Source organism: Enterobacter cloacae complex sp. IR5418 (assembly GCF_049238105.1).
In the GTDB taxonomy this organism is placed as follows: Bacteria; Pseudomonadota; Gammaproteobacteria; order Enterobacterales; family Enterobacteriaceae; genus Enterobacter; species Enterobacter hormaechei.
In genome coordinates, this window is sequence record NZ_JBMKHS010000010.1 from 48,140 (window position 1) to 70,657 (window position 22,518).

The 22,518-nt window shown below is 55.5% G+C and carries 25 protein-coding genes; 17 read left to right on the top strand and 8 right to left on the bottom strand.

Features of this window, described 5'->3' with window-relative positions; genetic code table 11:
* Positions 1-134: 134 nt before the first annotated feature.
* The 3 genes from nsrR to rlmB all read left to right on the top strand — a co-directional run bounded on the left by nsrR (position 135) and on the right by rlmB (position 3,835).
* Positions 135-560 carry a nitric oxide-sensing transcriptional repressor NsrR gene (nsrR, locus tag ACOTX7_RS10315; RefSeq protein WP_006810387.1) on the top strand — a complete coding sequence of 142 codons (426 nt, stop codon included), beginning with the start codon at positions 135-137 and terminating at the stop codon, positions 558-560.
* Between the two features lie 38 nt (positions 561-598).
* Positions 599-3,040, top strand: a complete 2,442-nt coding sequence (gene rnr, locus ACOTX7_RS10320) for a ribonuclease R (protein WP_421626076.1) — start codon at positions 599-601, stop codon at positions 3,038-3,040.
* 63 nt (positions 3,041-3,103) lie between these two features.
* On the top strand, positions 3,104-3,835 hold the full coding sequence (gene rlmB, locus ACOTX7_RS10325; protein ID WP_006810385.1) for a 23S rRNA (guanosine(2251)-2'-O)-methyltransferase RlmB: 732 nt from the start codon (positions 3,104-3,106) through the stop codon (positions 3,833-3,835).
* Positions 3,836-3,926: 91 nt separating this feature from the next.
* Here rlmB and ACOTX7_RS10330 read toward each other — a convergent pair whose 3' ends face one another.
* The gene (locus ACOTX7_RS10330) at positions 3,927-5,201 is read right to left on the bottom strand and encodes an MFS transporter (RefSeq protein WP_205922740.1); all 1,275 of its coding nucleotides are present in this window, start codon (positions 5,199-5,201) and stop codon (positions 3,927-3,929) included.
* 196 nt (positions 5,202-5,397) lie between these two features.
* Between ACOTX7_RS10330 and ACOTX7_RS10335 the strand changes: the two genes are divergently transcribed.
* Positions 5,398-7,020 carry an isovaleryl-CoA dehydrogenase gene (locus ACOTX7_RS10335; RefSeq protein WP_221256811.1) on the top strand — a complete coding sequence of 541 codons (1,623 nt, stop codon included), beginning with the start codon at positions 5,398-5,400 and terminating at the stop codon, positions 7,018-7,020.
* Here the strand turns inward: ACOTX7_RS10335 and ACOTX7_RS10340 are convergent.
* The 3 genes from ACOTX7_RS10340 to bsmA form a co-directional block, all read right to left on the bottom strand.
* Positions 7,017-8,948, bottom strand: a complete 1,932-nt coding sequence (locus tag ACOTX7_RS10340; protein WP_221813432.1) for a methyl-accepting chemotaxis protein — start codon at positions 8,946-8,948, stop codon at positions 7,017-7,019. The two genes, ACOTX7_RS10335 and ACOTX7_RS10340, sit on opposite strands and share 4 nt — an antisense overlap.
* 170 nt (positions 8,949-9,118) lie before the next feature.
* Entirely contained in the window at positions 9,119-9,394 is a 276-nt protein-coding gene (gene yjfN / locus ACOTX7_RS10345; protein ID WP_006810381.1) for a DUF1471 family protease activator YjfN, read from the bottom strand.
* Between the two features lie 148 nt (positions 9,395-9,542).
* Positions 9,543-9,872, bottom strand: coding sequence for a biofilm peroxide resistance protein BsmA (bsmA, locus tag ACOTX7_RS10350; RefSeq protein WP_003856011.1), 330 nt, complete (start codon positions 9,870-9,872; stop codon positions 9,543-9,545).
* Between the two features lie 137 nt (positions 9,873-10,009).
* On the opposite strand from bsmA, the gene yjfP reads away from it, so the two are divergent.
* Entirely contained in the window at positions 10,010-10,732 is a 723-nt protein-coding gene (gene yjfP / locus ACOTX7_RS10355) for an esterase (RefSeq protein WP_214592198.1), read from the top strand.
* Here the strand turns inward: yjfP and ulaR are convergent.
* On the bottom strand, positions 10,729-11,484 hold the full coding sequence (gene ulaR, locus ACOTX7_RS10360; RefSeq protein ID WP_003856014.1) for an HTH-type transcriptional regulator UlaR: 756 nt from the start codon (positions 11,482-11,484) through the stop codon (positions 10,729-10,731). The two genes, yjfP and ulaR, sit on opposite strands and share 4 nt — an antisense overlap.
* 110 nt (positions 11,485-11,594) lie before the next feature.
* Positions 11,595-12,659 (bottom strand): L-ascorbate 6-phosphate lactonase, encoded by a 1,065-nt coding sequence (gene ulaG / locus ACOTX7_RS10365; RefSeq protein WP_006810379.1) that lies wholly within the window; start codon positions 12,657-12,659, stop codon positions 11,595-11,597.
* A 349-nt stretch (positions 12,660-13,008) separates the two neighbouring features.
* On the opposite strand from ulaG, the gene ulaA reads away from it, so the two are divergent.
* The 6 genes from ulaA to ACOTX7_RS10395 are packed head-to-tail and all read left to right on the top strand — an operon-like array spanning position 13,009 to position 17,416.
* A complete protein-coding gene (gene ulaA / locus ACOTX7_RS10370) occupies positions 13,009-14,409 on the top strand; it encodes a PTS ascorbate transporter subunit IIC (protein ID WP_006810378.1) in 1,401 nt (466 codons plus the stop codon).
* A 12-nt stretch (positions 14,410-14,421) separates the two neighbouring features.
* Positions 14,422-14,727, top strand: coding sequence for a PTS ascorbate transporter subunit IIB (gene ulaB, locus ACOTX7_RS10375; RefSeq protein ID WP_003856022.1), 306 nt, complete (start codon positions 14,422-14,424; stop codon positions 14,725-14,727).
* Between the two features lie 9 nt (positions 14,728-14,736).
* Positions 14,737-15,204, top strand: coding sequence for a PTS ascorbate transporter subunit IIA (gene ulaC, locus ACOTX7_RS10380; protein WP_047354554.1), 468 nt, complete (start codon positions 14,737-14,739; stop codon positions 15,202-15,204).
* 12 nt (positions 15,205-15,216) lie between these two features.
* Complete coding sequence (ulaD, locus tag ACOTX7_RS10385; RefSeq protein ID WP_006810376.1) at positions 15,217-15,867, top strand: 3-keto-L-gulonate-6-phosphate decarboxylase UlaD; 651 nt, start codon at positions 15,217-15,219, stop codon at positions 15,865-15,867.
* Between the two features lie 9 nt (positions 15,868-15,876).
* The gene (locus tag ACOTX7_RS10390) at positions 15,877-16,737 is read left to right on the top strand and encodes an L-ribulose-5-phosphate 3-epimerase (RefSeq protein WP_047354556.1); all 861 of its coding nucleotides are present in this window, start codon (positions 15,877-15,879) and stop codon (positions 16,735-16,737) included.
* On the top strand, positions 16,730-17,416 hold the full coding sequence (locus ACOTX7_RS10395) for an L-ribulose-5-phosphate 4-epimerase (protein ID WP_213826024.1): 687 nt from the start codon (positions 16,730-16,732) through the stop codon (positions 17,414-17,416). The genes ACOTX7_RS10390 and ACOTX7_RS10395 overlap by 8 nt, the downstream gene beginning before the upstream one ends.
* A gap of 134 nt (positions 17,417-17,550) precedes the next feature.
* Here the strand turns inward: ACOTX7_RS10395 and yjfY are convergent, their stop codons facing one another.
* A complete protein-coding gene (gene yjfY / locus ACOTX7_RS10400; RefSeq protein WP_221256813.1) occupies positions 17,551-17,826 on the bottom strand; it encodes a DUF1471 domain-containing protein in 276 nt (91 codons plus the stop codon).
* A 342-nt stretch (positions 17,827-18,168) separates the two neighbouring features.
* Here yjfY and rpsF point away from each other — a divergent pair, with 342 nt between their 5' ends.
* From rpsF to ACOTX7_RS10425, 5 genes are all read left to right on the top strand, one after another.
* Entirely contained in the window at positions 18,169-18,564 is a 396-nt protein-coding gene (gene rpsF / locus ACOTX7_RS10405; protein ID WP_003856034.1) for a 30S ribosomal protein S6, read from the top strand.
* Between the two features lie 6 nt (positions 18,565-18,570).
* Positions 18,571-18,885, top strand: a complete 315-nt coding sequence (priB, locus tag ACOTX7_RS10410; RefSeq protein WP_003856035.1) for a primosomal replication protein N — start codon at positions 18,571-18,573, stop codon at positions 18,883-18,885.
* A gap of 4 nt (positions 18,886-18,889) precedes the next feature.
* A complete protein-coding gene (gene rpsR / locus ACOTX7_RS10415; protein WP_000135199.1) occupies positions 18,890-19,117 on the top strand; it encodes a 30S ribosomal protein S18 in 228 nt (75 codons plus the stop codon).
* Between the two features lie 41 nt (positions 19,118-19,158).
* A complete protein-coding gene (gene rplI, locus ACOTX7_RS10420; protein ID WP_006810372.1) occupies positions 19,159-19,608 on the top strand; it encodes a 50S ribosomal protein L9 in 450 nt (149 codons plus the stop codon).
* A 152-nt stretch (positions 19,609-19,760) separates the two neighbouring features.
* The gene (locus ACOTX7_RS10425) at positions 19,761-20,690 is read left to right on the top strand and encodes a DMT family transporter (RefSeq protein ID WP_221256814.1); all 930 of its coding nucleotides are present in this window, start codon (positions 19,761-19,763) and stop codon (positions 20,688-20,690) included.
* A gap of 46 nt (positions 20,691-20,736) precedes the next feature.
* Here the strand turns inward: ACOTX7_RS10425 and ACOTX7_RS10430 are convergent, their stop codons facing one another.
* Positions 20,737-21,375, bottom strand: a complete 639-nt coding sequence (locus ACOTX7_RS10430; RefSeq protein WP_032673691.1) for an OapA family protein — start codon at positions 21,373-21,375, stop codon at positions 20,737-20,739.
* A 231-nt stretch (positions 21,376-21,606) separates the two neighbouring features.
* Here ACOTX7_RS10430 and fklB point away from each other — a divergent pair, with 231 nt between their 5' ends.
* The gene (gene fklB, locus ACOTX7_RS10435) at positions 21,607-22,227 is read left to right on the top strand and encodes an FKBP-type peptidyl-prolyl cis-trans isomerase (RefSeq protein ID WP_008502892.1); all 621 of its coding nucleotides are present in this window, start codon (positions 21,607-21,609) and stop codon (positions 22,225-22,227) included.
* Positions 22,228-22,518 lie beyond the last annotated feature (291 nt).

Genomic DNA, 22,518 nt, shown 5'->3' on the forward strand with positions numbered 1-22,518 from the left:
GCGACCGCTCCTGGATCTCCGCTTTTTCGCCCCGTCTGTCAAATAAATTAGCCGCTAACTATCTGGCTGGTTTATCATCATTAATGAATATCTCTGCGGTTTGACCGCGTTTTCCCTTTTTTCCTGAGGTTGATGTGCAGTTAACAAGTTTCACCGATTACGGCTTACGCGCGCTGATTTACATGGCGTCGTTACCCGATGGGAAGATGACCAGCATCTCTGAAGTCACAGAGGTGTACGGTGTGTCCCGTAATCATATGGTCAAAATAATCAATCAACTTAGTCGTGCCGGATACGTTGCTGCCGTCCGCGGGAAGAATGGAGGGATCCGTCTCGGTAAACCGGCACAGAGTATCCGTATTGGCGATGTGGTACGTGAACTGGAGCCTCTCTCTCTGGTGAACTGTAGCAGCGCGTTCTGCCACATTACGCCCGCATGCCGCCTGAAACAGGCGCTTTCAACGGCCGTGCAAAGTTTTCTCAAGGAACTGGATAACTACACGCTGGCCGATTTGGTTGAAGAGAATCAACCGCTTTATAAATTATTGCTGGTGGAATGAAGAAAATTTCCACCGGAGCTGACAACGGAGGAACCGACATGTCACACGATCCTTTCCAGGAACGCGAAGCCGAAAAATACGCGAATCCTATCCCCAGCCGCGAGTTCATCATTGAACACTTAACAAAACGCGAAAAACCCGCCAATCGTGAAGAACTTGCCGTTGAATTAAACATTGAAGGTGAAGAGCAAATTGAAGCCCTTCGCCGCCGCCTGCGCGCCATGGAGCGCGACGGGCAGCTGGTCTTTACCCGCCGCCAGTGCTACGCGCTGCCAGAACGCCTCGACCTGCTGAAAGGTACCGTTATTGGTCACCGTGATGGTTTTGGTTTCCTGCGCGTGGAAGGCCGTAAGGACGACCTGTACCTCTCATCCGAACAGATGAAGATGTGTATCCACGGCGACCAGATCCTGGCGCAACCGCTGGGTGCAGACCGTAAAGGCCGCCGCGAAGCGCGCGTGGTCCGCGTGCTGGTGCCAAAAACCAGCCAGATTGTGGGCCGTTACTTTACTGATGCGGGCGTAGGCTTTGTGGTGCCGGACGACAGCCGTCTGAGCTTCGATATCCTGATCCCGCCTGAAGAGGTGATGGGCGCGCGCATGGGCTTTGTGGTGGTGGTCGAACTCACCCAGCGCCCAACCCGTCGCACCAAAGCGGTAGGTAAAATCGTCGAAGTGCTGGGCGATAACATGGGCACCGGTATGGCCGTCGATATGGCGCTGCGTACTCATGAAATTCCATACGTCTGGCCGAAAGCGGTGGAAGATCAGATTGAAAACCTGCGCGAAGAAGTGCCTGAAGAGTCCAAAGCAGGACGCGTGGATCTGCGCGATTTGCCGCTGGTTACCATTGATGGTGAAGACGCCCGCGACTTTGATGATGCCGTGTACTGCGAGAAAAAACGCGGTGGCGGCTGGCGTCTGTGGGTGGCCATCGCTGATGTGAGCTATTACGTGCGTCCGCACACGCCGCTGGATAACGAAGCGCGCAGCCGCGGTACGTCGGTCTACTTCCCGTCGCAGGTTGTACCGATGCTGCCAGAAGTGCTCTCTAACGGCCTCTGTTCCCTCAACCCACAGGTGGACCGCCTGTGTATGGTCTGCGAAATGACCATCTCCAGCAAGGGACGTCTGACGGGTTATAAGTTCTACGAAGCGGTAATGAGTTCCCATGCGCGCCTGACCTACACCAAGGTCTGGCATATGTTGCAGGGCGACCAGGATCTGCGCGAACAGTACGCGCCGCTGGTCAAACACATCGAAGAACTGCACAACCTCTATAAAACGCTGGATCAGGCGCGCGAAGAGCGCGGTGGGATCTCGTTTGAGAGTGAAGAGGCGAAGTTCATCTTCAACGCTGAGCGTCGTATCGAGCGCATTGAACAGACCCAGCGTAACGATGCGCACAAGCTGATTGAAGAGTGTATGATCCTGGCGAACATCTCGGCGGCACGTTTCGTTGAGAAAGCCAAAGAGCCTGCGCTGTTCCGTATTCACGACAAGCCAACCACGGAAGCCGTGACCTCGTTCCGCTCCGTGCTGGCTGAACTCGGTCTGGAGCTGCCTGGCGGTAATAAGCCTGAACCACGCGATTACGCCGAGCTGCTGGTATCGATCAGCGATCGTCCTGACGCGGAAATGCTGCAAACCATGCTGCTGCGCTCCATGAAGCAGGCGATTTACGATCCGGAAAACCGGGGCCACTTTGGTCTGGCGTTGCAGTCTTACGCGCACTTTACCTCGCCGATCCGCCGTTATCCGGATCTGTCCCTGCACCGTGCTATCAAGTATCTGCTGGCGCACGAGCAGGGTCACAAAGGCAACACGACCGAAACCGGGGGGTATCACTACTCCATGGAAGAGATGCTGCAACTGGGCCAGCACTGTTCCATGACCGAGCGTCGTGCGGATGAAGCGACGCGCGACGTGGCGGACTGGCTGAAGTGTGACTTTATGCTGGATCAGGTAGGTAACGTCTTTAAAGGCGTGATTGCCAGCGTCACCGGCTTTGGTTTCTTCGTTCGTCTGGATGAGCTGTTTATCGACGGTCTGGTGCACGTTTCCAGCCTCGATAACGATTACTACCGCTTCGACCAGGTCGGACAACGTCTGATCGGCGAATCCGGCGGCCAGACCTACCGTCTGGGCGATCGGGTGGAAGTGAAGGTTGAAGCCGTGAATATGGACGACCGTAAAATCGACTTCAGCCTCATCTCAAGCGAGCGTGCTCCGCGTAACGTCGGGAAAACCGAGCGTGAGAAAGCGAAAAAAGGCGGCAACGCTAAAGCGGGCGGCAAGCGACGTCAGGCAGGTAAAAGAGTAAACTTTGAGCCAGACAGCGCCTTCCGTGGCGAGAAGAAGCAAAAGCCCAAGGCGGCGAAAAAAGACGCCCGAAAAGCGAAAAAGCCGTCGACTAAGACTCAAAAAATAGCGGCCGCGACCAAAGCGAAGCGTGCGGCGAAGAAACAGCAGGCGGAGTAATTTCCCCTCACCCTGACCCTCTCCCCAACGGGAGAGGGAAAATATTTATTATGAGAACCATCAATGAGTGAAATGATTTACGGCATCCACGCGGTGCAGGCCCTGCTGGAGCGCGCGCCGGAGCGTTTTCAGGAAGTTTTTATTCTGAAAGGGCGTGAAGACAAACGTCTGATGCCGCTGATCCACGCGCTGGAAGCGCAGGGCGTAGTGATCCAGCTGGCGAACCGCCAGTATCTGGATGAGAAAAGCGAAGGTGCTGTACACCAGGGCATTATCGCGCGCGTGAAGCCGGGCCGTCAGTATCAGGAGAACGATCTGCCCGATCTGATCGCTGAGCTGGATAACCCGTTCTTCCTGATCCTCGATGGCGTAACCGACCCGCACAACCTCGGCGCGTGCCTGCGTAGCGCCGATGCAGCAGGCGTGCATGCGGTGATTGTGCCGAAAGATCGCTCCGCGCAGCTGAACGCTACCGCTAAAAAAGTGGCCTGCGGCGCGGCGGAAAACGTTCCTTTGATCCGCGTGACCAACCTGGCGCGCACCATGCGTCTGTTGCAGGAAGAGAATATCTGGATCGTGGGAACAGCCGGTGAAGCGGATCACACCCTGTACCAGAGCAAAATGACCGGCCGTATGGCGCTGGTGATGGGTGCGGAAGGTGAAGGCATGCGTCGTCTGACGCGCGAGCACTGCGATGAGCTGATCAGCATCCCGATGGCGGGCAGCGTATCGTCCCTGAACGTTTCTGTTGCGACGGGTATCTGCCTGTTTGAAGCGGTGCGTCAGCGGGGGTAGATTGTGGTGCCGGGTGGCGGCTTCGCCTTACCCGGCCTACAAAGGCACGGTACCGTAGGCCCGGTAAGCGTAGCGCCACCGGGCATTAACTTCACTCCTCCAGTGACCGCAAATGGTCATCCTTCCTCAGCGTCATCAGCGCGAAAATACTCACCACCGCCGTTGCCATCACGTAGTACGCCGGAATATCGAGGTTGCCCGTCTCTTTAATCAGCCCGGTAATAATCAGCCCCGCACAGCCGGAGAAGATCGCATTCGACAGAGAATAGGCCAGCCCCAGCCCGGTATAACGCACGCGCGTCGGGAACATCTCAGACAGCATGGCTGGCCCCGGCCCTGCCAGCATTCCCACCAGACCGCCCGCAATCAGCACCACAATCGCTTTGACCGCCAGCGTGCTGGACTCCGCCTGCAAAATTTTCAGCAGCGGCAGGGCGAGGATCAGCAGGAGCACGGTGGCGATAATCATCACCGTTCGCCGCCCGATCCTGTCGCTCAGCATGCCCGACGGAATGATCGTGAGCGCAAATCCAATGTTTGAAATCACCGCAATCAGCAGCGCCTGGTTAAAACCGGTATGCAGCGCAGATTGCAGATAGGTCGGCATAATCACCAGATAGGTGTAACCCGCCGCAGACCAGACCATCACGCGGCCAATGCCCATCAGGATGGTTTTGAACGTGGCGGCGGTGCTGGCCTGAGTCACAACCGGTTTTTCCTGTTGCTTAACAAAGCTCGGCGTTTCTTCCATGCTTACCCGCAGCCATAGCGCGACCGCCCCCATCGGCAGCGCCAGAAAGAACGGAATACGCCAGCCCCAGTCGTGCAGGGCTTCAGGGGAAAGAAGAACAGAGAGCAACGCGACAATGCCTGCGCCCGCTAACAGCCCGAGCGCCACGGTGAAGGACTGCCATGCCCCGTAAAGACCGCGCTTGCCGCGCGGGGCGAACTCCGTCATCAGCGAAACCGCACCGCCATACTCACCGCCTGCGAACAGTCCTTGCAGAATACGCAGGAGCGTCACGATCAGCGGCGCGGCAATCCCGATACTGGCGTAGACTGGTACAATGCCGATGGCAGCGGTGGCGAGCGTCATCAATACCAGCACAATAATCAGCGTCGGTTTGCGGCCAATCCTGTCGCCAATGCGGCCAAAGACCACTGCACCCAGCGGGCGGAAGAAGAAAGCGATGGCGAACGAGGCCCAGGTGAGGATCAGGCTGGTAAGCTCCGCTTCCCCCTCAAGCTGGAAGAAATTTCTGGCAATTACCGTTGCCAGAAAACCGTAGACCGCAAATTCATACCACTCGATAAAATTACCGATGGAGCCTGCAATTAATGCACGCTTGTGCGCATCCTGTTGCATAACGATCCTCACAAAAACGGGGGTAAGAATAAATTATTCAGCATTAGTGAAGTAATGAAATAGTTTATTCTTATGTTCTGTGAGCTATTTCACGAATGATATCAACACGATCGTCATCGTGTGACCCCCCTCCCATGCAGCGTACATGCCCTCTGTCCATACTTACCTTTATTGCCAATGAAAGGAGGGAGACAGCATGCACTGGCAGACACATACCGTTTTTAATCAACCTGCACCGCTATCGAACAGCAACCTTTTTCTCTCGGATTGCGCCCTGCGTGATGCGGTGGTGCGCGAAGGGGCTGAGTGGGATATGGATCTTCTTGCCAGTATCGGACAACAGTTGGGTACGGCAGAGTCGCTGGAGCTGGGCAGGCTGGCGAACGTTAACCCGCCGGAACTGCTGCGTTATGACGCCACGGGAGAGCGGCTGGATGACGTCCGGTTTCATCCGGCATGGCATCTTCTGATGCAGGGGCTTTGCGCTAACCGGGTACACAACCTGGCGTGGGAGGAGGAAGCGCGGAAAGGCGCGTTCGTCGCCAGGGCCGCACGTTTTGTGCTTCATGCCCAGGTAGAGGCGGGAACGCTCTGCCCGGTGACCATGACCTTCGCCGCCACGCCGCTGTTACAACAATCGCTGCCCAAACCGTTCCATGACTGGTTAACGCCGCTGATGAGCGATCGCTACGATCCCCATCTCGCGCCGGGGGCGCAAAAGCGCGGACTGCTGATCGGCATGGGGATGACGGAAAAGCAGGGCGGTTCAGACGTGCTCAGCAATACCACCAAAGCAGAGAAATGCAGCGATGGCCACTACCGGCTGGTGGGCCACAAATGGTTTTTCTCCGTACCGCAAAGCGATGCGCATCTGGTGCTGGCGCAGGCGAAAGGTGGGCTGTCCTGCTTTTTTGTCCCGCGTTTCTTACCCGACGGGCAACGTAACGCCGTGCGTCTTGAACGTCTGAAGGACAAGCTCGGCAACCGCTCAAATGCCAGCAGTGAGGCGGAGTTCCTTGATGCGTCCGGCTGGCTGCTGGGCGAAGAGGGGGAAGGCGTCCGGCAAATTCTGAAGATGGGCGGGCTGACGCGCTTTGACTGCGCGCTTGGCAGCCACGGACTGATGCGGCGTGCGCTCTCGGTGGCGCTTTATCATGCCCATCAGCGGCAGACCTTCGGCAAAAATCTGATCGACCAGCCGTTAATGCGCGAGGTACTAAGCCGTATGGCGCTGATGCTGGAGGGGCATACGGCACTGCTGTTCCGACTCGCCCGGGCGTGGGACAACCGCACCGATCCGCAGGAAGCTGCATGGGCGCGGCTGTTCACCCCGACGGCAAAATACAGCGTCTGCAAAGCGGGCATACCGTTTGTGGCAGAGGCGATGGAGGTGCTGGGCGGTGCAGGCTATTGCGAAGAGAGTGAGCTTCCGCGGTTGTACCGTGAAATGCCCGTCAACAGCATCTGGGAAGGCTCCGGCAATATTATGTGCCTGGATGTTCTGCGCGTGCTGGCGAAGCAGTCGGGCATTCTCGACCTGCTCACCGAGGATTTTGCGCAGGTAAAAGGCCAGGACAGACACTTCGATCGCAGCTGGCGGCAGCTACAGCAGAAGCTGCGTAAACCGCAGGAAGCACAGGGCAGGGAGATTGCGCAGCAGCTCTTTTTACTGGGGGCCGGAAGCCAGATGCTGCGGCACGCATCGCCGCCCGTGGCGCAGGCGTGGTGCCGCATGATGCTGGATACCCGCGGCGGTACGCTGATGAGCGAGCAGGTGCAAAACGACCTGCTGCTGCGCGCCATGGGCCGGGTCGGTTAAGCTTTCAGCTGGAACAGGCTCACCAGACGGGTGAGATGTGACCCCTTCTCGCGCAGCGTCTGTGCCGTCTGCTCGCTGCGTGAGATGCGATCGGCATTGATGTGCGATGCCTCACCGATGTGCGTCATCGCCAGATTCACCTGGCCAATCCCCGCAGACTGCTCGCGGGAGGCGTGGTTGATCCCGGTGACAAGCTGGCTGATGTTATCGATATGAACAATGATGGCATCCATCGCCAGACGCGTCTGCTCAGACAGCGCATGGCCTTCGCTCACCTTGTTCAGCGTGTCGCCAATCAGCTGTTCAATCTCTTTTACCGCGTTGGCGCTGCGTGCCGCCAGGGCGCGCACCTCTTGCGCCACCACTGCGAAGCCTTTGCCGTGCTCGCCCGCTCGCGCCGCTTCAACCGCCGCATTGAGCGCCAGAATGTTGGTCTGGAAGGCGATGGACTCAATCACGCGGGTGATGTCTTCAATGCGTTTCGATGCGTCGCGAATATCATCCATGGTAGAGACAGCGTGAGTCACCGTCTCTCCACCCTGATGCACCGCGCGCGAGGTTTCACCCACCAGCTGCTGCGTTTGTTCCATGTTGGCGGCATTTTGCTGCACGGTAGCGGCTAATTGCTCCATGCTGGCGGAGGTCTCCTCAACGCTGCTGGCCTGCTTGTTGATCTGCTCAGAGATCTCCCCGGTGTCTGAAGCCAGTGCGTTAGTTCCCAGATGGATCTCGCTTGCGGCCTCGCGGACCTGCAACACAATTTTTTGCAGGCCGCCCCCGATCCCGTTGATGGCGTCAATCAGCTGGCCGACTTCATCCAGGCGGGTTACCGGCAGGCTGGCGCGCAGATCGCCTGCGGCATACTGCCGGGCAAGTGCGATCACCGCGCGCAGCGGACGGGTTAGCATCCGGCGAATGAGGATCACGAACAGGCCTGCGAAGAGCGCGGATAACACCACGCCTGCCATCAGGAAGCGATCGCGCAGCGTGGTGACGCTTGAAAGCAGTACGGCTTTATCCACTTCACCCACGATGGTCCAGTTCCAGCCCGGCAGCGGCGTGTAGGCAACCTTGAGCGTACGGCCATCCGCGCTCACGCGTTCCAGCGTGCCAGCCGTATCACTCAGTAGCTGCTGCTGTGTCGCCGTGTCCCAGTTGGGCAGTTTGCCCTCTTCGCTGGCATGGAACAGATACTGTCCGCGCGTTTTGCCGTTGCTGCGGTCCAGCACGAAGAAGTGGCCGCTCTCGCCCAGACGACGGTTAAGGATTTTCTCGCGCATGACGTTCCACGAATGGGTGATGTCCACGCCGACAAAGATAATCCCGATAACCTGACCTTCCGCATTCTTAACAGGCTGGTACTGCGTGATATAACGCTTGCCGAACAGCAGCGCGAGGCCACGATAGACCTCTCCTCTGGTGACAGCCGCAAATGCCGGGCTGGTGGTATCAAGAACGGTTCCGATGGCGCGGTCGCCATTCTCTTTACGCAGTGATGTAGCCACGCGGATAAAATCGTTACCGCTACGGACAAACAGCGTCGAGATGGCCCCCGTACGGCTCAGGAAGTCATCAGAAAGCGTATTGTTTTCATGCAACACCGTTTCGCCGCCTTTCAGCAGAGGAACGGTAAGCCCGTTTATGGTCCGGCTCTGGCTGCTGTCGCGGGTCAGCGGCTGTGGCAAAAAGGTGGTGAACAGACGGGTATAGCTTTCAACCTCTTCGCTCAGGCTGGTGTTGAACATTTGCACCATATCCACCATGCCGGTGGACTGATTATGCAGGTCTTCAACCGCAAGATCTTCAAGCTGCTGGCTGGCGTTATGGCTCAACAGGAAAGTGAACAGCAAAAAAAGCGTGGCGACACTCGCACCTGTTAGCAGCGATAGCTTCGTGCCCAGACCTGCCCGGCGGAAAAAGGTGATCATAAATTGCTCATTATTGAAAAGTGATGGCTGTTCAACGGCAGAGCGGAGAGAACGTTTATCTGTTTAATGTAACTGAATGTAACGCTTTTGTTTTTATTTGGTTTTGTGGGGGATAAAAAATTTGCAAAAGTGAAAAGCCACTAAAATCAAGTGGCTTTTATCAGAAGGAATTATGCATACAGAATGGCCTGCACACGCCAGTGATTTACATGGTGATCTTCCTGCATCTGGACGATGCGATACCAGGATGCGCCCTGTTCATCGGCCTTCAGGGCGACGACACGTTCAACGTCTTGCGGACTCCCCGTGATATTATTGACGGAGATCTGACCAATCTCGTTCAGGCCCGTGACGCAATCCGCGCTGGCAAATTCGGCCGATTGCGCCGTGGTGCTCAGCAGGCCCGCTGAAAGCATTAGCGTCGTTAAAGCAAGGGTTCGTTTCATCGTCAGCTCCTTTTCACGTGTCTCCGGTATCCGCCGGGCAATCCTTCGCGAATAAACTCATTTCCATTGTCGCTGGCATGGAGTTTATTGTGGACAGGAAAATGTCTACGGACGCAAAGCAGTGTAAAGGTCATTCAAATGATGATGATTATTTCCGGTACAAAATGCCCTGCGCGTACCACTGTCCCGTAATAATGGTTTCATCAATCATCGTGATGACGTAATAATCTGCTTTTGCGGCAACGGCCTGTGCTTCAATTGCGTCTTCTGCATCATCCGGTGAACCACGAACCATCGCGGATACGGTACCCAGGCGTTGTAATCCTTCTGTCTGATTACGACGAATTTCCTGAGGATGATCGGTAACCGGCGGCGCCGGTTCTGGCGTACCCTGCAATACGGAACATCCGCTGAGCAGCGAGACCAGCAATAAAGCGGTAAGCCTGCGCATAAACCTGTCTCTTTTCCTGATAGCCATAGTGTAGTTGTCTGCGAATTTAGTTTTGGGGGAATGTTCCCGAAGTGTTATCTGGGACGTAGATTTCGAATGAAAATATCGTGAAACCGTAATCCAGCTCTCAACATTATGAATCATTCATCAGCACAGGATCGATAATGATTGAAATTGAAACTCGCCAGCTGAGTGAGCATGAGATCATCCATGCTTTCCCGGCTGGTAAAGGTGAACAGCCGCTGCCCACGGTAGTTTTCTATCATGGCTTTCTCTCCTCGAAGCTGGTCTACAGCTATTTTGCCGTCGCGCTGGCGCAGGCCGGTTTCCGGGTGGTTATGCCGGATGCGCCGAATCATGGGGCACGCTTTACGGGCGATGAGCAGGCGCGGCTGGGGCTGTTCTGGCAAACGCTGCACGGCAATCTGACGGAGTTTGCCGGGCTGCGTGACACGCTCTTACAGGCCGGGCTGGTGGAGGGGAAACGGCTGGCGGTTGCAGGGGCATCAATGGGCGGAATGACGGCGCTGGGGATCATGGCCAGGCATCCGGAGGTGACGTCCGTGGCTTGCCTGATGGGATCGGGCTACTTTACGTCACTGGCAAAGACGCTGTTCCCGCCGCAGGCCCCTCAGGAGATTGAGGCCCTGTTGTCTGAATGGGACGTCAGCCATGCGCTTGCGCAACTGGCCGACCGTCCGCTGCTGCTGTGGCATGGCGACGCCGACGACGTTGTACCGCCCGGCGAAACGTTCCGTCTGCAACAGGCGCTACAGCGTGAAGGGCTGGACAGCAATCTGACCTGCCTGTGGGGAGCTGGCGTCCGGCACCGTATTACGCCGGCAGCGCTGGAATCAACCGTGGAATTCTTCCGTCAACACCTTTAAACGCGCAGTACCGTGACACCCTGATCCTCCAGCTTGCTGAGGATCTCGGGGTTGGCGTTTTTGCCGGTGATCACCATGCTGATTTGCTCGGCGCGGCTGAAAAGCATGCCAGCGCGTTCACCGACCTTGCTGCTGTCGACCAGCACCACCAGCTTGCCCACCACGTTAAGCATATTCTGCTCTGCCATTGCGGTAAGCATATCGGTTTTATACAGGCCATCTGCCGTCAGGCCTTTGCCGCTGGTAAACATCCAGTGCCCGGCGTAGAGGCTGTTTTCACTGTCCTGCGGGCTCAGGGTGATGGACTGGCTCTTGTTGTACTGGCCGCCCATGATCACTACGCTTTCATGTTCCTGGTCAATGAGATAGTTGGCCAGCGGCAAATAGTTGGTGATGATTTGCACCGGCTTGCCGCACATCTCGCGGCCCAGTAAGAATGCCGTCGAACCGCAGTTAATCACCACGCTTTCTCCAGGATTGACCAGCTGTGATGCCGCTCTGGCAATCCGCACCTTTTCATCGTGATTCTGCGCCTGGTGGATGTTCATCGGCGTCCAGCGTGGGCGCTGCTGGCTGATGGCCTCTGCGCCGTTGCGGACTTTTTTAAGTTTACCGCTCTCATCCAGCTTGTTGATGTCCCGCCGCGCGGTGGCGGGGGAGATCCCTAAACGTTCGATCACTTTCTCGACGGTGATAAACCCTGTTTGCGCCAGGAGTTCCAGTAAAATTTGATGCCGTTGCGCTTCCGTCATGAGCTATTCCGATAAGAATTGATTTGAAAAGATGATATTTGAAATAGCGTGAAATTACTAAAATAAAAATGACATCGCCAGACGCAGGGTCTGGCGATGGAGCCTCGGAATCAGAGGAAGGACTTGAACGGCAGGTCTGGTTCAATCGTGAAGCAATCATCGAAACCACGCGGGTAGTGGTACTCAAGATTGTCTTTATCCAGCGGCCAGGTGAACTTGCCGCCAACCTGCCAGATGAACGGCTTGAAGCCATACTTGAGGCGGTCTTTTTTCATCTCCCACAGGACGCGAATCTCTTGCGGGTCGGCCTGGAAGTTTGACCAGATATCGTGGTGGAACGGGATCACCACTTTGGTGTTCAACGCCTCGGCCATGCGCAGCATGTCCGCGCTGGTCATTTTGTCGGTGATCCCGCGCGGGTTTTCACCGTAGGATCCCAGCGCCACGTCAATCTGGTGCTCGTTACCGTGCTTCGCGTAGTAGTTGGAGTAGTGGGAGTCGCCGCTGTGATACAGGGAACCGCCAGGCGTTTTGAACAGGTAGTTCACCGCGCGCTCGTCCATGCCGTCTGGCAGCACGCCTGCGGCTTTCTGGTCGGCTGGCAGGGTGATCAGCGCGGTACGGTCAAAGGCATCCAGCGCATGAATTTCGATGTCTTTGATTTTCACCACGTCGCCTGGCTTCATCACGATGCAGCGCTCTTTTGGCACGCCCCAGCCAATCCACAAATCCACGCAGGTCTGCGGCCCGATAAACGGTACGTCGTCCGCACAGTTTTGCATGACCGCTGCCGCCACGTTCACGTCGATATGATCGTTGTGATCGTGGGTAGAGAGAACGGCGTCGATCTGGCGAATGGCAAAAGGATCAAGCACAAAAGGCGTGGTGCGCAGGTTCGGCTGAAGTTTTTCCACGCCAGCCATACGCTGCATCTGGTGGCCTTTTTTCATCAGCGGATTACCGTGGCTCTGTTTGCCGGTGCCGCACCAGAAATCAACGCAAATGTTGGCGCCGCCTTCTGATTTCAGCCAGATGCCGGTGCAGCCCAGCCACCACATCGCAAATGTGCCAGGAGCAACCTGTTCCTGCTCGATCTCTTCGTTCAGCCAGCTGCCCCACTCCGGAAAGGTACTCAGAATCCATGATTCACGGGTGATGGTTTTCACTTTACTCATCGTTTGACTCCTGGTTTTAATCAAAAGTAATCATGCTGTGATTAATGCTGTCACTCTTTGAACCGATTTGCAATGGCTATCTTACGGAGATTTCCCCTCGTCACATCACAGAAAAAACGTCATGACGTTGTTAAGATAACCGCTATCTATAGTTAATTATATGAATATTAAGAATTTATTTATAGGACTGGAACGGTAGTGAAAATCATTACTAACAGCGTGGAAATAAATTGCGTGATGCGTCACAAATAATCAAATGCAATCTTGTGGTGATTATTTGTGATTAATAGAGTGAGGGCACCAACCACACAGGGATTGCCCCTCGTGTTCTCATTTTCTGGAGAGAGTTATGGAGATCCTCTACAACGTCTTTACCGTTTTCTTTAATCAGGTAATGACCAACGCCCCGCTGTTGCTGGGTATCGTGACGTGCCTGGGGTACATCCTGCTGCGCAAAAGCGTCAGCGTGATTATCAAAGGCACCATCAAAACCATCATTGGTTTTATGTTGTTGCAGGCGGGGTCTGGCATTCTGACCAGCACGTTTAAGCCGGTCGTAGCCAAAATGTCCGAGGTGTACGGCATTAACGGCGCCATCTCTGACACTTACGCGTCTATGATGGCCACCATCGATCGCATGGGGGATGCGTACAGCTGGGTTGGGTATGCGGTACTGCTCGCGCTGGCGCTGAACATCATTTACGTGCTCCTGCGCCGCATCACCGGTATTCGCACCATCATGCTCACCGGGCACATCATGTTCCAGCAGGCGGGGCTGATTGCGGTTTCTCTCTATATCTTCGGCTACCCAATGTGGACCACGGTCATCTGCACGGCAGTGCTGGTCTCGCTTTACTGGGGCATCACTTCCAACATGATGTATAAGCCAACGCAGGACGTCACTGACGGCTGCGGCTTCTCCATCGGTCACCAGCAGCAGTTCGCCTCCTGGATTGCTTATAAAGTTGCGCCGTACCTGGGTAAAAAAGAGGAGAGCGTTGAAGACCTCAAATTGCCTGGCTGGCTGAATATCTTCCACGACAACATCGTCTCCACGGCGATTGTGATGACTATCTTCTTCGGTGCCATCCTGCTCTCCTTTGGCATCGACGTGGTGCAGGCGATGGCGGGTAAAACCCACTGGACGGTCTATATCCTGCAAACCGGTTTCTCCTTCGCGGTAGCGATTTTCATCATCACCCAGGGCGTGCGTATGTTTGTCGCCGAACTGTCCGAGGCCTTCAACGGCATCTCCCAGCGTCTGATCCCTGGCGCGGTGCTGGCGATTGACTGTGCGGCTATCTATAGCTTTGCGCCAAACGCCGTCGTCTGGGGCTTTATGTGGGGCACCATCGGCCAGCTGATTGCGGTCGGCATCCTGGTGGGCTGCGGCTCCTCAATCCTGATTATTCCTGGCTTTATCCCGATGTTCTTCTCCAACGCCACTATCGGCGTGTTTGCTAACCACTTCGGCGGATGGCGCGCGGCGCTCAAGATCTGCCTGGTGATGGGCATGGTTGAAATCTTCGGGTGCGTGTGGGCGGTCAAGCTCACCGGCATGAGCGCCTGGATGGGCATGGCGGACTGGTCAATCCTGGCGCCGCCGATGATGCAGGGCTTTGCATCCGTCGGGCTGGTCTTTATGGCCGTCATCATCCTGATTGCACTGACTTATATGTTCTTCGCTGGCCGTTCGCTGCGAGCTGAAGAAGATGCGGAAAAACAAACAGCAGAAGTTTCTGCTCACTAAGGAGTTTCGATTATGACCGTACGTATCCTGGCTGTGTGTGGCAATGGGCAAGGAAGCTCCATGATCATGAAAATGAAAGTGGACCAGTTTTTAACCCAGTCAAACATTGACCACACGGTGAACAGCTGCGCAGTGGGTGAATACAAAAGTGAACTGAACGGCGCGGACATCATCATCGCCTCAACGCACATTGCCGGTGAGATTAGCGTCTCGGGCAACAAATACGTAGTAGGCGTACGCAACATGCTGTCGCCTGCGGATTTCGGGCCAAAACTGCTGGAAGTGATCAAAGAACACTTCCCACAAGACGTGAAGTGAGGACACCACATGAAACTACGTGATTCGCTGGCAGAGAATAACTCCATCCTTTTACAGGCTGAAGCCAGCACCTGGCAGGAAGCGGTGAAGCTGAGCGTGGACCTGCTGGTTAAGGCGGACGTTGTCGAGCCGCGTTATTACCAGGCCATCCTGGATGGCGTGGCGCAGTTTGGACCCTATTTTGTGATTGCCCCGGGCCTGGCCATGCCGCATGGCCGCCCGGAAGAGGGCGTCAAGAAAACCGGTTTTGCGCTGGTGACGCTGAAAACTCCACTGGTGTTCAACCACGAAGATAACGACCCGGTCGACATTCTGATCACCATGGCGGCAGTTGATGCCAACACCCACCAGGAAGTGGGGATCATGCAGATCGTCAATCTGTTTGAGGACGAAGCCAACTTTGACCGTTTACGCGCCTGCCGTACCGCGCAGGACGTGCTGGATTTAATTGATAACGCCACTGCGGCGGCCGTTTAAGAGGAATTGAAAATGTCATTACCAATGTTGCAGGTCGCGCTGGATAACCAGACTCTGTCTCACGCTTACGAAACCACACGTCTGATTGCGGAAGAGGTGGACATCATCGAAGTCGGTACCATTCTGTGCGTGGGCGAAGGCGTTCGTGCGGTTCGTGACCTGAAGGCGCTCTATCCGCATAAAATCGTGCTGGCGGATGCCAAAATCGCCGACGCGGGCAAAATCCTTTCCCGCATGTGCTTTGAAGCCAACGCCGACTGGGTCACCGTGATCTGCTGTGCGGATATCAACACCGCCAAAGGCGCGCTGGACGTGGCGAAAGAGTTCAACGGCGACGTGCAGATTGAACTGACCGGTTTCTGGACCTGGGAGCAGGCGCAGGAGTGGCGCGACGCGGGTATCCAGCAGGTGGTGTATCACCGCAGCCGTGATGCGCAGGCCGCAGGCGTGGCGTGGGGCGAAGCCGATATCAGCGCGATTAAACGCCTGGCGGATATGGGCTTCAAAGTGACCGTCACCGGTGGCCTGGCGCTGGAAGATCTGCCGCTGTTCAAGGGTATTCCAATCCACGTCTTTATTGCTGGCCGCAGCATTCGCGACGCGGAATCTCCGGTGGAAGCGGCGCGTCAGTTCAAACGCTCAATCGCTCAGCTTTGGGGCTAAGGAGCGGGTATGTTGTCAAAACAGGTCCCGCTTGGCATCTATGAAAAGGCACTCCCTGCGGGGGAGTGCTGGCTGGAGCGGTTACAGCTGGCGAAGCAGCTGGGTTTCGATTTTGTCGAAATGTCGGTGGATGAGACGGACGAGCGGCTTTCTCGCCTGGACTGGAGTCGCGAACAGCGTCTGGCGCTGGTGAGCGCCATTGCCGAAACCGGCGTGCGCGTGCCATCCATGTGCCTGAGCGCTCACCGTCGTTTTCCGCTTGGCAGCGAAGATGACGCCGTACGCGCCGAAGGGCTGGAGATCATGCGTAAAGCCATTCGCTTTGCACAGGATGTCGGCATCCGCGTGATCCAGCTCGCCGGGTATGATGTTTACTACCAGGAAGCCAACGATGAAACGCGTCGTCGTTTTCGTGACGGCCTGAAAGAGAGCGTTGAGATGGCAAGCCGTGCGCAGGTGACGCTGGCGATGGAGATCATGGATTATCCGTTGATGAACTCCATCAGCAAGGCGCTGGGCTACGCGCACTATCTGAACAACCCGTGGTTCCAGCTTTATCCGGATATCGGCAACCTGTCGGCATGGGATAACGACGTACAGATGGAGCTACAGGCGGGCATCGGGCATATCGTGGCGGTACACGTCAAAGATACCCGTCCCGGCGTGTTTAAAAACGTTCCGTTCGGCACCGGGGTGGTGGATTTCGAACGGTGTTTCCAGACGCTCAAACAGACAGGTTATTGCGGGCCTTACCTGATTGAGATGTGGAGTGAAACCGCGGACGACCCGGCGGCAGAAGTGGCGAAAGCACGAGACTGGGTGCGCGAGCGCATGGCACGGGCAGGCCTGATGGAGGCGGAACATGCTTAAGCTGAAACAGCAGGTCTTTGAGGCCAATATGGATCTCCCGCGCTATGGTCTGGTGACGTTTACCTGGGGCAACGTAAGCGCCATCGATCGCGAGCAGGGGCTGGTGGTGATTAAGCCGAGCGGCGTGGCCTATGACTCCATGAACGTGGACGATATGGTGGTGGTTGATCTTGAAGGACACGTTGTTGAAGGCAAATGGCGTCCTTCTTCAGATACGGCAACCCATCTGGCGCTGTACCAGCGTTACCCGTCCCTGGGCGGGGTCGTGCATACCCACTCCACGCACGCCACCGCCTGGGCACAGGCAGGGCTGGCAATCCCGGCGCTGGGCACGACGCATGCGGATTACTTCTTTGGCGATATTCCCTGCACGCGAGCGTTAACGCAGGCTGAGGTCGAAGGCGAGTACGAACTTAACACCGGCAGAGTCATTATCGAAACGCTGGGTGAGACGGAACCACTGCATACACCGGGTATTGTGGTGTATCAGCACGGGCCGTTCTCCTGGGGTAAAGATGCGCATGACGCCGTGCATAACGCGGTGGTCATGGAAGAGGTGGCTCGAATGGCGTGGATTGCGCGCGGCATTAACCCACAGCTTCAGGGCATCGATGATTACCTGATGAACAAGCATTTCATGCGTAAGCACGGCCCGAATGCTTATTACGGGCAGAAGTGAATAAGTGCTCTGGAATACCGAAACAGTTGTAACCGGTGGTATTCCGGAGCCATTCATAAAAAAGCCCCCGGGCAGGGGGGCTATTTATATATTAATTTGATTTTATTTGGCTTTCCTGGTGCTGGCGATAAGCGTTACTGGTAAATATCTGCACTGACGTGCATATTGCCATTGCTCCCGGGCTCGCGTGTCAGTATGACGTGATAATATTTCGCGCCCTGTGCATCGGTTTCTTCATTAAGCGCCTGATCTGCTTCACTTTCAGTGGCGAAGTTATGATTGATGTAAATAACGCCTAAGCTCTGCACATCATCCATGTTTCTGGCCTGTCGGCTGTCTATCTTGATGGCTGCCATCGCGTTTGCACTGAGCAAAAGCGCAGCCAAAATGGCGGTTGCGATTCTTTTCATGATTTGCGCTCCACGACTGCGTGCTGTGATACGGGGTAATGCTCTCCTTCTCTGTTTCTCGGGGTTCTGATTAAAGTGTAATCGCTACTCTGATTGCGATGGGTGACCATTTCTGATGGTGTTGTTCAAAAAAACAGCGCTTCAGATACGAGCGATTTTAAATCACCCACTTAGAACAGCTTTACCCTTTGTGCGAATTATTTGTGCGATCGGCTTGAGTTTCCAGGGGCGCGCAAGTATTATGACGCGTCAATTTTTCAGCCGACCTTTAACACGTTCCTTGCCTCCCCGGGCCTCGGCTGACCCAGACAGGAGGCTGAATAATCCGTAAGGAGCAATTCGATGCGTCATTACGAAATCGTTTTTATGGTCCACCCTGACCAGAGCGAACAGGTTCCGGGTATGATCGAGCGTTACTCTGCTGCCATCACTGGTGCAGAAGGCACGATCCACCGTCTGGAAGACTGGGGCCGCCGTCAGCTGGCTTACCCGATCAACAAACTGCACAAAGCTCACTACGTTCTGATGAACGTTGAAGCTCCGCAGGAAGTGATCGATGAGCTGGAAACTACCTTCCGCTTCAACGATGCCGTTATCCGCAGCATGGTTATGCGTACCAAACACGCAGTGACCGAAGCATCTCCGATGGTTAAAGCGAAAGACGAGCGCCGTGAGCGTCGCGATGATTTCGCAAACGAAACCGCAGATGATTCTGATGCTGGGGATTCTGAAGAGTAATTTCTGATGACCAACCGTCTGGTGTTGTCCGGCACCGTGTGCAGGACCCCCCTTCGAAAGGTCAGCCCATCAGGAATTCCGCATTGCCAGTTCGTGCTTGAGCATCGTTCTGTGCAAGAGGAAGCCGGGTTTCACCGGCAGGCGTGGTGCCAAATGCCCGTTATTATTAGCGGACACGAAAACCAGGCCATTACTCACAGTTTAACGGTCGGTAGCGCAGTAATCGTTCAGGGGTTCATCTCTTGCCACAAGGCAAAGAACGGCCTGAGCAAAATGGTTCTGCATGCCGAGCAGATTGATTTGATAGATTCTGGAGACTAGCCATATGGCACGTTATTTCCGTCGTCGCAAGTTCTGCCGTTTCACCGCGGAAGGCGTTCAAGAGATCGACTATAAAGATATCGCAACGCTGAAAAACTACATCACCGAAAGCGGTAAGATTGTCCCAAGCCGTATCACCGGTACTCGTGCAAAATATCAGCGTCAGCTGGCTCGCGCTATCAAACGCGCTCGCTACCTGTCTCTGCTGCCGTACACTGATCGTCATCAGTAATCGGGCACGGTCCATTAATACGACTTTAAGAGGATAAGGTAATGCAAGTTATTCTGCTTGATAAAGTAGCAAACCTGGGCAGCCTGGGTGATCAGGTAAACGTTAAAGCGGGTTACGCTCGTAACTTCCTGGTTCCACAGGGTAAAGCTGTTCCAGCTACTAAGAAAAACGTAGAGTTTTTCGAAGCACGTCGTGCTGAACTGGAAGCCAAACTGGCTGACGTTCTGGCGGCTGCTAACGCTCGCGCTGAAGCAATCAACGCACTGGGCACCGTTACTATCGCGTCTAAAGCTGGCGACGAAGGTAAACTGTTCGGTTCCATCGGTACCCGCGATATCGCTGATGCAGTTACTGCGGCAGGCGTTAAAGTGGCTAAGAGCGAAGTTCGCATGCCGAACGGCGTTCTGCGTACCACTGGTGAGCACGAAGTTGACTTCCAGGTTCACAGCGAAGTGTTCGCTAAACTGGTTGTTAACGTAGTAGCTGAGTAATTTTTTACTCTGCTCACGTCGAAGCGCCGGCCTTGTGCCGGCGTTTTGCTTTTTAGCGTGACCCTGCATCATCTTTTGTGCTTGTAAGGTCGCTATTCCTCACGCATTCTCTGATAATAAATTGAAACGCAATTTTATTTATGAGAGTCGTCATGGATACCGCTCTGCCCACGCCCGTCTTTGCCCGTCGACATGTGGCCTATGCCTGCGCCACGCTCTGCTGTCTGCTTTGGGGAAGCTCATACCCGGCCATTAAAAGTGGCTACGAACTCTTTCAGATCGCGACCGACGATATCCCCTCCAAAGTCGTTTTTGCCGGATACCGTTTTCTGTTTGCCGGTGCGTTGCTGCTGCTTTTTGCCCTTGCCCAACGAAAATCGATTGGCAGGCTCACGCCAACGCAGTATGGCCAGCTCACGATCCTCGGGCTGACCCAGACCACCATCCAGTACACCTTCTTTTATATCGGCCTGGCCTACACGACCGGGGTGAACGGCTCCATCATGAATGCCACCGGCACCTTCTTCAGCGTGCTGCTGGCGCACTTTATCTACCATAATGACAAGCTCAGCTATAACAAAACGCTGGGCTGTGTTCTCGGCTTTGCCGGGGTGATGCTGGTGAACTTCCACAGCGGATTAAGTGATTTCCAGTTTGTCTGGCAAGGAGACGGATTTGTGGTGCTGGCGGCCTTTGTACTCTCTGCCGCCACGCTTTACGGGAAACGCATTTCCCAGACCGTGGACCCGACGGTGATGACGGGCTGGCAACTGGGGATAGGCGGGGCGGTACTGGTGGCGGGCGGCTATGCCACGGGCGGGACGCTGGAAGTGCACAGCATGAAGGCCGTCGCCGTGCTGGGGTATCTGACGCTGCTCTCATCCGTGGCGTTCGCCCTGTGGAGCGCGCTGCTGAAAGTAAACCGCGTGAGTATGATTGCCCCGTTCAACTTTGTCATACCTGTAGCAGGGACGGTGCTCTCCGCCATCTTCCTCGGCGAAAACATTCTGGACATCAAATACGCGATTGCGCTGGTGCTGGTCTGCTCGGGGATCTGGTGGGTGAATAAACGGCGTGCCTGAGAACAACAGTGCCGGGTGGCGGCTTCGCCTGACCCGGCCTGGGCCATTAACGTGCTCTGATAAAACTGCCGTCCGGCTGACGGGTAAACAGCACCTGCTGGCCATTCCCCGTGTCAATCGTCAGCCCGGTTACCACGCCGCTCGCATTCTGGCGGATTTGCACCATCTGACCATTTTGCAGATTGCTCAGCGGTTTGCCTGCCCCTTCGACCTGCGCCATGGCATACACATCCGTGGCGGGCAGATTGTGATCGCGGAACAGTTGGGCAAGGGTTTTCCCCGGCTCTACGCGATACGAACGCCACTGCTGCTCAATGCCGGTGGGCTGTTGCGCCTGTGGCGCTGAAGGGGCGGCGGCCTGCTCCTGATCTTCCTGAACGGGTTCAGGTTCAACCGGCGCAACCTGGCCCGGATCGTTAGATGGCGTGACCAGCTGCGTCTGCATCGGCTGTGAATCAGGCTGCGGCTGGCTTTGCGACTGGATATCCAGCTCAGCATTCCGGCTGACCGGCGCGGTATCAACGTTGTCACTGCCGGAAGGAAGCAGGAAGCCGATGACGATCAGCAGCGCGCCGATGATAATGCCTCTGCGGTGCAAAGGCGGCAGCGGGTCCATGATGCGAAAGTTATCCGGCGCATGCCAGATTTTCGCCAGGGTAGGTTTCAGTTCAAATCGCCCGGGCATGGCTCTCCTCCTGCTCCGCGTCTTTTTATCCTGTCCTGAGAAGTGTAGTTTGCTAACTGCCTGATGGGCGTAACAAAGCCAGCTTTCGTGACATATATTTGGGAAAATCCTGACGGCTACTATTGTTTCCGTTTCGTCGCAGTTTGTCACCTTTACTTCAGACAAAGTTTTACCCATAAGGGCATGGCTGATATGCTGCCCGCTACTTTAAATGTGATGGAAGGAAACCCCATGACCACCCCGACTTTTGACACTATCGAAGCGCAGGCAAGCTACGGCATCGGCTTGCAGGTAGGACAGCAACTGAGCGAATCCGGCCTGGAGGGTCTGTTACCGGAAGCGCTGGTGGCGGGTATCGCTGATGCGCTGGAAGGCAAGCAGCCTGCTGTGCCGGTTGACGTTGTGCACCGTGCGCTGCGTGAAATCCATGAACGTGCTGACGCAGTACGTCGCGCGCGTTTCGAAGAGATGGCGGCAGAAGGCGTGAAATATCTGGAAGAGAACCGTGAGCGTGAAGGCGTGAACAGCACCGAGTCCGGCTTGCAGTTCCGCGTAATCAATCAGGGTGATGGCGCAATTCCGGCGCGTACCGACCACGTTCGCGTGCACTACACCGGTAAGCTGATCGACGGTACCGTGTTCGACAGCTCCGTTGCGCGTGGCGAACCGGCTGAATTCCCGGTCAACGGCGTAATCGCGGGTTGGATCGAAGCCCTGACTCTGATGCCAGTAGGTTCCAAATGGGAACTGACTATCCCGCATAACCTGGCCTACGGCGAGCGTGGCGCTGGTGCGTCCATTCCGCCATTCAGCACCCTGGTGTTTGAAGTCGAGCTGCTGGAAATTCTGTAATCGGATTTTCTTATTTTCCTCTCTCCGGTCCGGGGAGAGGAAAAGAGTGATAAAACCTAGAGTTACGACGGAATCAACATTTTGTATTGCAAACGAAACTGTTACGTGTATTTTTGTGAGCTGTTTCGCGCTGTATGAGTGATATGACACTCACTTTCAACATATTATTAACATAATATTCAAATCATAGTATTCATCCCGCCGATTCTTACCTACTATCGATATGCCCTTACACAGGGTCCGTCATTTATTTGGCGTATTTAAAGGCCAGAAGAGCCTTAACAACACAGA

Excerpts from the sequence above, each read along its gene's own strand:
- rnr (WP_421626076.1), top strand. The coding sequence starts at position 599 with ATGTCACACGATCCTTTCCAGGAACGCGAAGCCGAAAAATACGCGAAT.
- rlmB (WP_006810385.1), top strand. The coding sequence starts at position 3,104 with ATGAGTGAAATGATTTACGGCATCCACGCGGTGCAGGCCCTGCTGGAG.
- ACOTX7_RS10330 (WP_205922740.1), bottom strand. The coding sequence starts at position 5,201 with ATGCAACAGGATGCGCACAAGCGTGCATTAATTGCAGGCTCCATCGGT.
- ACOTX7_RS10335 (WP_221256811.1), top strand. The coding sequence starts at position 5,398 with ATGCACTGGCAGACACATACCGTTTTTAATCAACCTGCACCGCTATCG.
- ACOTX7_RS10340 (WP_221813432.1), bottom strand. The coding sequence starts at position 8,948 with ATGATCACCTTTTTCCGCCGGGCAGGTCTGGGCACGAAGCTATCGCTG.
- yjfN (WP_006810381.1), bottom strand. The coding sequence starts at position 9,394 with ATGAAACGAACCCTTGCTTTAACGACGCTAATGCTTTCAGCGGGCCTG.
- bsmA (WP_003856011.1), bottom strand. The coding sequence starts at position 9,872 with ATGGCTATCAGGAAAAGAGACAGGTTTATGCGCAGGCTTACCGCTTTA.
- yjfP (WP_214592198.1), top strand. The coding sequence starts at position 10,010 with ATGATTGAAATTGAAACTCGCCAGCTGAGTGAGCATGAGATCATCCAT.
- ulaR (WP_003856014.1), bottom strand. The coding sequence starts at position 11,484 with ATGACGGAAGCGCAACGGCATCAAATTTTACTGGAACTCCTGGCGCAA.
- ulaG (WP_006810379.1), bottom strand. The coding sequence starts at position 12,659 with ATGAGTAAAGTGAAAACCATCACCCGTGAATCATGGATTCTGAGTACC.
- ulaA (WP_006810378.1), top strand. The coding sequence starts at position 13,009 with ATGGAGATCCTCTACAACGTCTTTACCGTTTTCTTTAATCAGGTAATG.
- ulaB (WP_003856022.1), top strand. The coding sequence starts at position 14,422 with ATGACCGTACGTATCCTGGCTGTGTGTGGCAATGGGCAAGGAAGCTCC.
- ulaC (WP_047354554.1), top strand. The coding sequence starts at position 14,737 with ATGAAACTACGTGATTCGCTGGCAGAGAATAACTCCATCCTTTTACAG.
- ulaD (WP_006810376.1), top strand. The coding sequence starts at position 15,217 with ATGTCATTACCAATGTTGCAGGTCGCGCTGGATAACCAGACTCTGTCT.
- ACOTX7_RS10390 (WP_047354556.1), top strand. The coding sequence starts at position 15,877 with ATGTTGTCAAAACAGGTCCCGCTTGGCATCTATGAAAAGGCACTCCCT.
- ACOTX7_RS10395 (WP_213826024.1), top strand. The coding sequence starts at position 16,730 with ATGCTTAAGCTGAAACAGCAGGTCTTTGAGGCCAATATGGATCTCCCG.
- yjfY (WP_221256813.1), bottom strand. The coding sequence starts at position 17,826 with ATGAAAAGAATCGCAACCGCCATTTTGGCTGCGCTTTTGCTCAGTGCA.
- rpsF (WP_003856034.1), top strand. The coding sequence starts at position 18,169 with ATGCGTCATTACGAAATCGTTTTTATGGTCCACCCTGACCAGAGCGAA.
- priB (WP_003856035.1), top strand. The coding sequence starts at position 18,571 with ATGACCAACCGTCTGGTGTTGTCCGGCACCGTGTGCAGGACCCCCCTT.
- rpsR (WP_000135199.1), top strand. The coding sequence starts at position 18,890 with ATGGCACGTTATTTCCGTCGTCGCAAGTTCTGCCGTTTCACCGCGGAA.
- rplI (WP_006810372.1), top strand. The coding sequence starts at position 19,159 with ATGCAAGTTATTCTGCTTGATAAAGTAGCAAACCTGGGCAGCCTGGGT.
- ACOTX7_RS10425 (WP_221256814.1), top strand. The coding sequence starts at position 19,761 with ATGGATACCGCTCTGCCCACGCCCGTCTTTGCCCGTCGACATGTGGCC.
- ACOTX7_RS10430 (WP_032673691.1), bottom strand. The coding sequence starts at position 21,375 with ATGCCCGGGCGATTTGAACTGAAACCTACCCTGGCGAAAATCTGGCAT.
- fklB (WP_008502892.1), top strand. The coding sequence starts at position 21,607 with ATGACCACCCCGACTTTTGACACTATCGAAGCGCAGGCAAGCTACGGC.